Origin of the sequence: Flavobacterium luteum, assembly GCF_008806775.1 — a bacterium.
In the GTDB taxonomy this organism is placed as follows: Bacteria; Bacteroidota; Bacteroidia; order Flavobacteriales; family Flavobacteriaceae; genus Flavobacterium; species Flavobacterium luteum.
In genome coordinates this window covers 39007-51482 of sequence record NZ_WAEM01000005.1, presented here as the reverse complement: position 1 = coordinate 51482, position 12476 = coordinate 39007, and the positions used below count along the sequence as shown (strand labels likewise).

Here is a 12476-nt window from a genome sequence, read left to right as displayed (position 1 = left end):
CTAAAATGGTTTTTCTATTCTAATTGATTGGAGGAAATCCGCAAACCAAAGATTTATGTCTTCAAGTCGGTATCTCTCATTACAAGGTCTAATACAATGGTAATAGGTGTAATGTTTAGACCTGCCTTTTGAAGAACTTGCAGTTAAAGGCGTTGAACATGCCGGACAAGTTAAAAATCCTTTAAGGGGAAATTTTTCATTTATTTTTTTATGTGCAGTATGGTACTTTTTACATCTGTTATTCAATATGTCTTGTACTTTTAGAAAAAGTTTTTTAGTAATTATTGGTTCGTGTATTCCATCAACAACAGTTTCTTCTTCTTCTTTATAACCTTTTATAAAAACACCTCCATAATACAAGTGGTTTCTAAAAATAGATGCAATTGCTGTCATACTACTTTTAAAACCTTTTGCTTTTAATTTATTGAAAACTTCTTTTTGATTGTAAATTCCAGTAGCGATTAACTCAAACCCTTCTTGAATAAATTTAGCATCACCATTCGGAACCAACAAGGGTTTCTTACTTGAATCCATTCCATTAGAGTATCCTTTTGGAGCATTTCCAACATACCTTCCTTCTTTAAATGCTCTTCGCATTCCTGAAGAACGACGTTGGTTCTCCACCTCAGGGATGGAAATATAAACAGCTAACATTAATCCTTGTTCAGGAACAGTCAAGTCCAAGGGTTGTTCAATAGCATTAACTTGGATTGCAAGTTGATTGAAAACCCCAATCATCTGATAGGATTCTGCCGTATTTCTAGAAAACCTATCCCATTTGATAAATATCATTTGGTGAATATCCTTTTTGTTTTTCTTACAGTATTCTAATAACTTCCTAAATTCTGGACGCTTGAAAGTTTTTGCTGAAAAATCTTCCTTAAATATATGCAAAACATTAAAATTATAATTTTGACAATAGGTCAATAATTTTTGTTCTTGATCCCGCAGTGAATATACCCTACCCGCTTGTTCATCTGTAGAGACCCTAACATGAAGAATTACGTTTTTCATTTTTTGTTGACTTTAAAAGATTATTCACCCAAACATCAGCAAATACTTCAAGCATTTGCATTATTTCTGTTATTTCTTGGTCTGTGTACTTTTTATCTGCTTCTGTGTTTAAAATTTGTTTTACTTTTTCAAATTCCATTTTTTACCTTTATGAGCCAAAAGAAGTAGAACATACTTGTTTGTGCTTTTAGGCGGTTTGGTGCTAAGGGACACTTAGGACATTATTCTTTTTTTAAAATTTCTTTTCTTGTATTGTTAATAATTAAATGTTTCTCATTTCTATAAACTAACTCAATTTTTTCATATTGTTTTAAACCCAATATCCTCCTTACTTCTTTAGCGTGTTCATTTTTAACATCTGCTTCAAAAGTCAAATTCAGAGTAATGTCACCGCTATGATGTTTGGTAACTTTTATTTCTTTGCTCAGATCATCATTTAGGGCGTCAATAATTTTTTTTTCGTTTTGATTGAACAAATCAAATTGGAAGTTGGAGTTTTCAAACATTTTAGCTACTAAAGGTAGCATCGAAACGTTTATAAAGGTATCTTTAATTATACTATTAGATATTGATTCCGCTATGCGAAGAGAAGAATTACCACTATTGTTTTTCAAAAATTCCACTTCTATAGCATCGCTATTTTTTTTATAATTAAAGACACAGCAATTTCTCTAATTAATATATCAAATAAAATTCCGCCAATATTTTGAAATAAGATTATATTTTTTTTATCAATAAATTTTAAAAAACTACCGTCAAGCAGAAGTGGTTTAATCATTTCTTGATATTCATCGGGAATGTTTTTAAGTATTGTATTTGTAAATTTATCTTTTGATGTTGAGTTTAATTTTTCTTGATCTAATTGAATATTAGAATACAAAACATCTTTTACAGCTCTGATGGTTGGAAAATCAATATTAAACTCTCTAAGTTCTTTGATGATTAATAACCAAAGAGCACCAAATACATTTAACAATACCTTCTCTCTTTTTTCAATACTATCTGATTTATTTTCTTTAAGTATATTTAATAAATTCTCTTTTTTCCAGTGGAGGTCATTCCTCGAAGGTATATCCAACAAGTTAAGGGGGAATTTTCTTTTCAAAAATTTTCGGATAAAAATCGTATATGTTCATTGTAATGTTTTTGATATCTAAAATGTATTTTAATTTGATTTGATTACACAATTGTAACTTTAAATTTATTTTATATATTACTCAAAATAAACAAATTATATGAAAAAACCAATAAAATTTTTAAAAACCCGGACTGCCAAGATGAAATTCTTGATTACAAATCTTCAAAAAGTGAATACTGCAATGATTATTGCAGAAACCATCACGGTCATAAAAGGCGGTCTGAGGAAAATTTAGAATTCAATAATTTCAAAAAAGGCATTTTAGAAAATTTTAAACTATTAAAGTTACACCGTAATAAAAATATTCTTATTGAAAACTTAAACAAATATGAAAAATTAGGTTTTAACACAAAATATCTACCGGAGCCTAAATTCTTCGCCAAGATTAGTGGCGTAATTACAAAATATTATCAATTTAAACACATTGATTTGGATTAGACCCAGAAGACCAAACTAAAATAATCATCTATAAAAAAAACAGAAAAAAAATGAAAGAAATAATCCTTACCTTTAGACAACAAATGCTACCACCCGATATTTTCGCGTATGAATTTGGTCTATTTCCAAGACCAGAAAAAATAGAAAACACCAAAATAGCAACCTACATTTTAATTGGTGTATTGGTAACAATTACATTAGGATTAATTTCCTATCGCGTCTACCAAATTCACCAAGAAAACAAAAGCAAAAAACTAAATTAGGTCTAATAAAAAAAATCAGTGATAATAGCTAATAATCGCTAATCACTGATTTAATCTAGTTATAAGTAGTAATAAGTGGTTTTTATCAGCAATTACTGATGATTACTTATTTTAAGCGATAATATTTACCAATGAAAACTTCGATAATTCATCGGTAATTCATATTTTATTTTGATACTTATAACAGAATTATTTATTTAAAAAGTTTAACAAATCAGGGATTAATAATAACAATAATTTTTGAATTAACCGAATTATAAATATCATCCATTTCTTTATCATTAATAGCTATGCATCTATCTGTCCAATTATAAAATCTGTGAAATTTATGTAGGAAACCAAAGCCATTTTTTATACCATGAATACAAATATCACCACTTGGTTTTTAAAAGTGAATTTTCGCATAATTCACATCTTCTGGTTTCGGATAATTAATATGCAAGCTTTTATATGTTTTTATAAGGGTTTTTTGGGAAAAAATTTGATGTTTTCTTTAAAAATTTAAAACAATTATGGTGTCAATCTTGGTGTTTCTAGGTAATGTCGTCTCAGGGTAACAATAATAAATCGCTTCCTAAGCAATAAAGGTAGTTTATCCTGTTACTACTATAAAACAATAAAAATTAATTACTAAATAATAAGTAATTGATGACGTAATACTAAAGAAATAATAAACTGGGAACAACAAGAATGCTGTTCCGAGTATTTTTTTCAAGTATATTGATTTGATAGCAAAAATGCGCCTTATTTGATGTAAAGGTATTTATATTCGTAACCTAATTCTATTTTCTATTTCTGCTTCTAAAAATCCATTCCATTCTAATTTATTAGTAAAGCTAAGACATTTAGTATACCATGAAGTTGAAGGAGTAATCAATATTAAAGTTAGTAGTTATTAATTATTCACCTCAAGCTTCTATTTTCTAACTTCTCACTGTATTTATCTTCGAGTTGAGCGGCCATTTGAAGTCAACAAATTGATTCGAAGTTTTAAGAAGCAATACAATGAATAGAGCGAAGCTCAAAATTAAAAAACTGACTATGAAAACTTACAACTGTCCTATTCTCACTCCCACCACAAAAAAGCCTCTCCGTTTCCGAAGAGGCTTTAATTAACTTAAAAACAACTTTAACTTATCTTTTAACCATTCGAAATGATTTCACATTTTTTACCTTGAGATACAACTAAATTGTAAATACCTGTCTGATAATTGCGTCTACTTCTAGAACACTCAATTCAGACACGGTAGCTTTACGAGCTTCCAGTTGTCTTCCTATCATATCATACACTTTCAATTCTACTTGAGCGTCGCTTGAACTCTCGATGTCTAAACTAAAGTATGAGGCAAACGGATTCGGGAATGATTTTACTTCAAACATATCATTAGCCTCTTCTCATAATCTAGCGATTGGAGTTGAAACTATACAAGGATCTCCCCAAGCTGTAAATGCTGCAGGTGCAGCTCCATTAGATGATCTTACTCTTATTGTATAAGCTGTGTTTACAACACCTCCTCCTGGAAATTGACTTAGTCTAAAACAAGATGTGTTAGAAGGTATAACAATAGTGGTAACACCATCAGTAACTTCAAACTCATATCGAACTGCCAAGTATACAGGACTTGCCTGAATAGCATCAGTGATGAAATTCACTGTTTTTCCATACTGCCATTGGTCTAATTTTAGTAATTGTAACTAGAGGTTAAGCTGGTGCTGTAATAATACAAGTATTCCATAAGGAGTATAAGTACCCACAATTTTAGCTTTAACTTTTACTGAATACGATTTGCCCCAAACTAAACCATTTGTTATTTTAATAGCCGGGAAAAAGTAATAATCTTGCATTACTACAGTATCAGCAACATTATTGTCAGTTCTAGTTACTTCAAATGTATATTCGGTTGCACCAATTGGCAGTTAAATGGATATGGTGCTGTTACATGGCCTGCCTGTGGCAAATAGACATTATGGAATACTGGGGCAATGTAATATCAAGCACAGTTCACGATCCAATAGATGGCAATTTGTCGATAGATGAATACATGGCTAATTATCAATGTAAAGATGATGAAACTAGTAATTTCCATATTTATGAGCTTGAATGGAATTAATGAAAGAATAACATTAAGCTTAGATGGGATTAATGATCTCAACTATGAACCATTAATTAAAAACCAATTTACTTGGCCTTTTGACACTGAACAATATATTTTATTAAATATAGCAATTCTATCAAATGCACCTGCAAACTTTATTCAATCTACTATAGAAATTGATTATGTTAGGGTGTATCAGCAAACCAGTTTAGGAAATATCAATACAACTAATGAAACTGATTTCGTTGTATTTCCAAATCTAGTTACTGACCAACTAAATCTAATAATTTCAGAAAATCAAATCGGAAATCGAGCAACAATTTACTCTATTTTGGGTCAAGAACTCAATTCTAAAATTTTAAATAATAAGCAAACAATTATAGATGTTTCAGCTTTTCCTCATGGTATGTACTTTATTCAAATAGTAAGCAGAAATAAGAAAAACACTTATAAGTTCATTAAGAAATAAATTTTTACTTTTCTGATTTAAAGATAATTAATAGATATTTTAACTCATCAAATTTGTAACTTTCTCCAAGAGAGGGAGCAAAAGTAGAAATCCAGTCATTTGACTGGATTTTTTATTTTCCCCATAACGATGAATTTTTTGTGTCGCTATTGCAGGACAAGACAAGATTTAAAATCCGTCTGTTTCGTTTCCACCTGCTCACTACAGTGGAAACGAACGACGCGGATTTTTTTAATGGTTTTAATCTACCTTATAAAAATTTTATTGGTAACTGTTGTGCCATTTTGTAAAGTTGTTTTCACAATCAGTGTTTGATAACTGAAAACAAAATTCATTACTAATAATTCATCGCTACCTACTTTATCTTTTTGATAGATTTTTCTACCAAGCAAGTCGTAAATTGTCACTTTATCGATAGTTTCAGCAAAGGAATTTATTTTGATTTGTTTATTTTTAACAGAAACCAACACTACATTTGATTCAGCTAATAAATCATTTGTGCCTAATGTTTTATCCTTATAACGCAACACAAACCGATCATTAAAAGTTCCTTTTGTGGTTTTAAATGAATAGTTGCTGGCTTTTAAATCGGTAATGGAATTAGTCAATTTATCTTCAATAAACACTGACTGATTAGTCAATAATCCATCAACTTGGTCTATGTTTATTGTAAAATCACCATTGATAGCACAACGATACCCCAATATAACTTCATCATTTTCATCAAATGGCAAAGCACGCCCCTGAATAGTTAAATTGTTATCTTGGTTGATGCTATAAAAATCAAGAAATTTGTTTCCGTCAATACTTTTTCCATCAAAACGACTTTCATACGCATTGGTAGCACCAGTGATATAGCCAACTAAAGTTTGTTTAAACGCACCTTGCTCATTGGTAAGGTTAAGCCAAACACGGTGTTTCTCAACGAGAGTTGCAGATTTAGTGGCTAGGCCTTTAGTTCTGAAAAACTGTGTATTATCTCCTGAAATTCCTCCAACACCTACACGCATTGCATTAGTATACACTATAGGAGTCGATGATGTAAAACCAGCAGCAACTGTTTTAGTACGTCCAAAGAAACCTTGGCATGAAGCTATTTTTCCGGAAGGAATATTGGTGTTAAATCCTCCTGTCGTGCTGCTTAGAGCAGCCGCTGTGCCACCAGTTTGATTATAAGTAGCATAATCATCACCCGAATAAGCAAAATATCCGGTACCGGGATTCGGAGTACCTACAGCAATAGGAGTATTATGCGTCCAGAAATAGAGTGTACCATCAAGGACGTTTTGGTTTGTATTTAAGAACGAATCGGCATCTAAAGCAGAAGGATAGGGATTCCCTAAAAGGCAGGGAGCATTCGAGACAATTCCTGAAATACTAACAGTACCATTATTGGGTACACCATTAAAAACTGCTACATAGGTAGAACGAGCAGTGTCATTAAAGCTTTGAGGCCCACGAACAATATATCCCTTACCAGGCACCATTGATGTTGCAATTGATTCTTGTTTCCAATTGTTTATACTAGAATCAAAGGAATAATACTTGTCGCCAAGGGTATTTGGAGAGATTCCTCCTAGTTCAAATGGTAACACTGGCGTTGACCAATAGGTATAATCAAATTTATTGATTGGGGTAGTGTTCCGAATATAGTTTATATTCCCAAAATTGGTGGCGTTATTAACTTGTACTAAACTTGCTGTGTTTTCAAAGGTTAAAGTTCCTGTTCCTAAAACCGTTACTTGATCTGTTATGAATAGGCTACGACCTACTTTTATAGTAACATTATTGCCAGTAGTAACAGTACAACTACAACCGTATAAATCAACGTTAGGGTCCATTGTTGGCGGATAATTACCATTAAAAATCAGCGACTGTTGATTATTAGGAGTACCATTAGACCAAGTAGTTCCATTCCAAGTATTAGTAACAGCCGATGCGACTGCAGCTGTACTACTAGCAATAGAGATACAACCATTAGAATTGGTAACGGTAAAGGTATAGGTGCCTGATGACAAACCTGTCACGGTGTTACTGGTTCCTGTTCCTGTAATTCCTCCAGGGTTAATAGTCCAAGTTCCACTTGCAGGTAACCCTGATAAGGTTACCGTTCCTGTAAATGGTACACAAGTAGCATTTGTAATAGCAGTTATCGTTGGAGCAACTGGATTGCTATCGATTGTAATTGTTATTGGCGTGGTATATACAGAATTACAAGATACTCCATTTAGTGTAGAAATCGTTCTTCTTTGATAACTCGTAGTTGCCGTTAGTAATGGAGGTGAGTAGGTTGGCGCTGTTGCTACCGGAATGGTAACATAAGAACCACTGGCATTGGTTTGCCATTCGTAAGTAATGGTGCCTGAACCTGTTCCTGCTAATGTTGAGGTTATGGTTGCTGGGGTAGCCGCGGTGCAATACGTTTGGTTTGTTCCTATTGTCCCTGCTGTTACAGCATTTACTGTAATAGTTACTGCAGTAGTCCAGACAGAATAAGTAGGTAATCCTGCGCACTGACCGGTTGTTCTTCTCTGATAACTCGTAGTTACTGTTAGTGCTGGTGGAGTGTAGCTTGCCAGTATAGCGCTCGGAATGGTAACATAGCCAGTACCATTATCAGCTTGCCATTCATAGCTAATAGTCCCTGGGGCTTGTCCTGCTTCTATTGAGGTTAAAGTAGCTGGGGTAGTCCCTGAGCAAATAGTCTGGTCTGTTCCTATAATTCCCTCATCGGGTTCATTTACTTTAATGGTTAAAGCGTCAAATTCAGAAACACAAGTTAAGCCATTTAATGTAGAAATCGCTCTTCTGCGATAACTCGTCTGTACTGTTGTGACTCCGGGAGAATATGTAGGCCCAGTGGCTCCCAGTATATCTGTAAAAATAGCGGGTAAGACTCTGGATTGCCATTCATAGGTAATAGCGCCTGCACCTATTCCTGCTGTTATTGATGTTAATGGCGCCGGCGTGTCTCCAGAACAAATAGATTGTTTTGTTCCTATTTTCCCCTTATCTACACTATTTACTGTAATAGTCACTGGGGTAGCATAATTAGAGTAACAAGTGGTGCTTCCGCTTACTGCTACCGTTCTTCTTCTGTAACTAGTGGTTGTGGTTAAAACAGGACTTAGATAACTAGTTCCTACTTCTCCAGGTATGATAACATACGATCCACTCGCATTGGTTTGCCATTCATAACTTTTTACAGCCGAGCCTATTGATGCAGTTCCTGGGACTAATTGGGATATAATCCGATCGTTTCCAGAGCATATAGTTGCTGCACCGCCTGTGACACCTGCAGTTAAAGTATTAACTGTAATAGTTATTGGGGTGCTATATCCTGAATAACAAGTTATTCCACCGAAAGTGGAAAGGGTTCTTCGTTTATAACTAGTAGTTGTGGTTAAAGCCGGTGGTGCATAAGTGGAAGACGCAGCACCTGAAATGTCAACATAGCCTGCACCATCATCAGCTTGCCATTCATACGTAATTGTTCCTGTCCCTGAGCCATCTATGGTAGAGGATAAAGTAGAAGGTACTGTTCCGCTACAAACAGTTTGTGCGGTCCCAATTGACCCAGCAGTTATCGTTGGTACGGACAGATTAAAAGCTCCAGAACTCCCTATGGCTGTTGTACAATTCGGAGTCGTGCTGGTTGAGGTGATGGATAATATTCTAAAATTTTGTGCGTTAGTGGCTACTATGCTAAAACTGGCATTTCCAGAAGCATCAGAAACAACCCCCGTTATATCTGGCTGAGGAGTTCCCGTAAGTTGATATGCTAAGGTTGATGTAGTAATGGGTAACATTCCTGTTAAAAGAATAGTGGCTGACGATCCCGCACAAACCGCTGCCGATTGGGAGTAAGAGCCTATTGTTGGGGCAATAACAGAAAGTGTCACGTCTTGTGTAAATACAGTGGTACAAACCGGACTAGCACTTGGTATCGTAATACCCGTAATTTGTAGGGTTTGTCCATTATTAGTTCCTGATAATGTGGTAATAGTTGTAAAACTTTCGGCTCCAGAGGCATCTGCAACCACTCCGGTAATTGTTTGTAGTGAACCTGCATTAATTCGATAGGTAATAGTTGAGGTACTATTCGGTACCAAACCTGTTAAATTAATGATAGCTGCAGACCCGGAACAAACAGATGCAGCTTGTGATGCCCCTGTTAGTGTATGCGGTGCACTCACCGCAACCGATACTTCGTTAGAAACGATAGGACTTCCGCAAGTAGGGGTTGAGGTACAAACCACGAGCCAAGTTCCAGCTCCTAAACTAGCACCTGTCGGGGTATAAGTGGTAGCCGTTTGACCTGCTATGGCCGTAATAGCACCACCAGTTACCGAACGCTTGCCCCATTGTCTTGTGATTGCCCCACCGACTGTTTCAGTTACGGTTAATGCAGTACCAGAGCCTGAGGGGCAAATAGCTTGAGCTGTATTAGGTGTTATTGCAACTGCTGATAAATTTGCGTTTACGGTTATAGTTATAACATTTGACTGTACTGAAGGGCAAGCTACTCCACTTAAATCAGAAATGGCTCTTCTACGATAATTTGTAGTTGCTGTTATAGTTGGCGGTGTATACGTAGCCCCAGTTGCTCCTGAAATATCTGCATAACTACCCGGTAAGGTTCGGGTTTGCCATTGGTATGTTATGGTACCTAATCCAGTACCATCCGCAACTGAAGTCAAAGTTGCTGGAGCAGTACCTGTACAAATAGCCTGGTCTATTCCTATTGTTCCTGTGTTTAAATCATTGACTATAATAGTAACTGCCGCAGTGTAGGCTGAGTAACAAGGTATTCCATTTAATGTAGAAACGGTTCTTCTTTGATAACTGGTAGTGGTCGTTAACGTTGGTGTGATATAAGTTGCAGCAATAGCGCCCGAAATAGTAACATAAGAACCACTTGCATTGGTTTGCCATTCATAAGTAATGGTGCCTGAGCCTGTTCCTGCTGTTGATATGCTGATATTAGCAGTAGAACCACTACAAATAGTACTGGTAGTAATTCCTATAGTTCCAACGCTAACCACAGCACTTACAGTGATTACAATTGGAGTGGTATAAGCGGAATAGGTAGTGTTCCCACCATTTACCGCCAAGGTTCTTCGTTGATAACTGGCAGTGGCAGTTAAGGCTGGTGGAGCGAATGTAGCCGCCGTTTCACTTGGAATGGTAACATAACTGCCACTGGCATTGGTCTGCCATTCGTAAGAAAGCGTTCCCGATGACGTAGTACCAGCTATGGTAGATGTTAAAGCTGCTGGCGTACTACCATTGCAAATAGTCTGATCTGCTGCTATAACTCCAGCTGTTACAACAGTGGAGTCTAAAAGAGCTGTCGCAGTATTATTAGTTATAATGGTGCTAAAACATCCCACTCCTGAACCACTTTGCAGGGTGTTTACCGTAATATCTGAGTTAGCGGTCAAATTCATTGTAGAAAATGTTCCAGAAGTGCCGCTAAAACTCATACTAGCGGTATTGCCGCTTGTTACCGGGTTTGTAGTGCTATACGTTATGGTATAGGATCCTGCAGGTAAACTTGTTGAGTTAAGGGTAACAGTAGAAGGCGCTCCTGATGAAAATGTAGAGGCAGAAGCTGCAGCCGTTAATGCATAGGTTGTGCAAGTATAAGTGATTTTTAACTGACCATCACCTCCGTTTGTATTACTACCGGTGTTATTATAGGCGCGACCGCCACCGCCACCTCCAGGTGCAGTCCCATTGACACCATTGCTTGATGGACTAAAATTACTAGCGCTACCACCAGCACCGCCACCTGTTGCACCTCCAACACCTCCAGCACCTCCAGTATTTGAGGCGGCATTTGCTCCCCCAGTTCCAGTCGCTATAGTACCTCCCGCGCCACCACCACCGCCACCGCTGTAACCAGCATTGTTACCGCCATTACCTCCTTTACCACCTGCAAAAGAGACAAACGAGCTTACACTACCAGGATTAGTTGAAGCAGCTGTCATAGCACCACCATTACTTGCGGTACTAGTGCCTCCCCGAGCGCCACCATTAGCATTAATCTGTGTTGTTCCCGATGAAAAAGTAGAAGGACCTCCAGCAGCAGGTGTAGTCGTACCGCTAGTTGCATAAATTCCTCCTGCTCCTACGGTGTAGGAAATAGACGCCCCAGAGCTTACACTTATTGTGCCACCCGTATAGGCGCCGCCTGCTCCACCACCACACGACCCGCTAGTTGCTGAAGTATTATTCCCGCTACAGCCGCCGCCGCCCCAAGCCTGAACATCTAGAGATGTAACTCCGTTAGGAACGACAAAAGAGCCACTTCCTACAGTAGTAATTGTTTGGGTGGTTTGCCCAAAAGTCAGTATCGGTAAAAGAAAAAGAAAAAGTACATATTTTTTCATGGTGATATGAAATTATAAAAAATCGTAAATTTAGGAAAGTTTATTACTGAGTGACTTTATTTCAAAATCCTTATTTTTAATACTTTACATGTTTAGTTCAATAAAAATTCTAAATGCACACCAAAATTAATAAAAACCTATACTTTTAATATGTAATAAAGTTTCAATGTAGAGGTGCTTTTGTGTCAATTCTTAGTACTTAAGAAATCAAGATAGGTTAAAATACTGTTTATTAGGAGTATGAGTGCTTTTGTATAAAGAAATTTGGGTTAAATGCAGGTCCTGCTCTTTCATAGTGGTATTTCTAGTTGATAGGCTTTTTAAAATGATAATAAACGAATTTAATATGACAATCCGTTAGAGCTAAAAAAATGAAAAATGCATTGACTTTAATGTAAAAGTAGATAAAAAATGGCATCACAAGGCAGTACTAATTATAGATGCAGTATTTCGTTAATATCTCTGGGACTTTACCCCAAGTAGTTTATTAAATACGAATAACAAAGTTGCTTTTTTTAGTATTATCTAAGAACATCCTGGCGAATTAGAACTTCCCCAGCTAGTTCCTCCAACTAACTTAGATTTATTACTGGGCTTCAGTAGAAGTTAAAAAACGATGGCAGTAAACCGAAAAATAAAATAATAAAAAAGAATATAAGTGCA

Annotated in this window: 10 protein-coding genes; 3 read left to right on the top strand and 7 right to left on the bottom strand. The window is 35.9% G+C overall.

Translation table 11 applies throughout. The annotated features are described in order from the left end of the window. The 4 genes from F6464_RS10275 to F6464_RS10265 form a co-directional block, all read right to left on the bottom strand. Positions 1–1014, bottom strand: coding sequence for a recombinase family protein (locus tag F6464_RS10275; protein ID WP_151107721.1), 1014 nt, complete (start codon positions 1012–1014; stop codon positions 1–3). Beyond that, on the bottom strand, positions 989–1153 hold the full coding sequence (locus F6464_RS14515; RefSeq protein WP_191963365.1) for a hypothetical protein: 165 nt from the start codon (positions 1151–1153) through the stop codon (positions 989–991). Before F6464_RS14515 ends, F6464_RS10275 begins: the two co-directional genes overlap by 26 nt. 82 nt (positions 1154–1235) lie before the next feature. Then, the gene (locus F6464_RS10270) at positions 1236–1628 is read right to left on the bottom strand and encodes a hypothetical protein (RefSeq protein ID WP_151107720.1); all 393 of its coding nucleotides are present in this window, start codon (positions 1626–1628) and stop codon (positions 1236–1238) included. An 11-nt stretch (positions 1629–1639) separates the two neighbouring features. Beyond that, complete coding sequence (locus F6464_RS10265; protein WP_151107719.1) at positions 1640–2119, bottom strand: hypothetical protein; 480 nt, start codon at positions 2117–2119, stop codon at positions 1640–1642. A 521-nt stretch (positions 2120–2640) separates the two neighbouring features. Between F6464_RS10265 and F6464_RS10260 the strand changes: the two genes are divergently transcribed. Continuing rightward, on the top strand, positions 2641–2853 hold the full coding sequence (locus F6464_RS10260) for a hypothetical protein (protein ID WP_151107718.1): 213 nt from the start codon (positions 2641–2643) through the stop codon (positions 2851–2853). Positions 2854–4038: 1185 nt separating this feature from the next. On the opposite strand, the gene F6464_RS10255 is transcribed toward F6464_RS10260, so the two are convergent. Together F6464_RS10255 and F6464_RS10250 are read right to left on the bottom strand one after the other, a co-directional pair. Next, the gene (locus F6464_RS10255; protein ID WP_151107717.1) at positions 4039–4233 is read right to left on the bottom strand and encodes a T9SS type A sorting domain-containing protein; all 195 of its coding nucleotides are present in this window, start codon (positions 4231–4233) and stop codon (positions 4039–4041) included. 15 nt (positions 4234–4248) lie between these two features. After that, positions 4249–4506, bottom strand: coding sequence for a hypothetical protein (locus tag F6464_RS10250; protein ID WP_151107716.1), 258 nt, complete (start codon positions 4504–4506; stop codon positions 4249–4251). Between the two features lie 314 nt (positions 4507–4820). On the opposite strand from F6464_RS10250, the gene F6464_RS14510 reads away from it, so the two are divergent. Continuing rightward, positions 4821–4964 (top strand): hypothetical protein, encoded by a 144-nt coding sequence (locus F6464_RS14510; protein ID WP_191963364.1) that lies wholly within the window; start codon positions 4821–4823, stop codon positions 4962–4964. After that, positions 4945–5418, top strand: coding sequence for a T9SS type A sorting domain-containing protein (locus tag F6464_RS10245; RefSeq protein ID WP_191963363.1), 474 nt, complete (start codon positions 4945–4947; stop codon positions 5416–5418). Before F6464_RS14510 ends, F6464_RS10245 begins: the two co-directional genes overlap by 20 nt. 245 nt (positions 5419–5663) lie before the next feature. On the opposite strand, the gene F6464_RS10240 is transcribed toward F6464_RS10245, so the two are convergent. Then, a complete protein-coding gene (locus F6464_RS10240; protein ID WP_151107714.1) occupies positions 5664–11813 on the bottom strand; it encodes a T9SS sorting signal type C domain-containing protein in 6150 nt (2049 codons plus the stop codon). Positions 11814–12476: the final 663 nt, after the last annotated feature.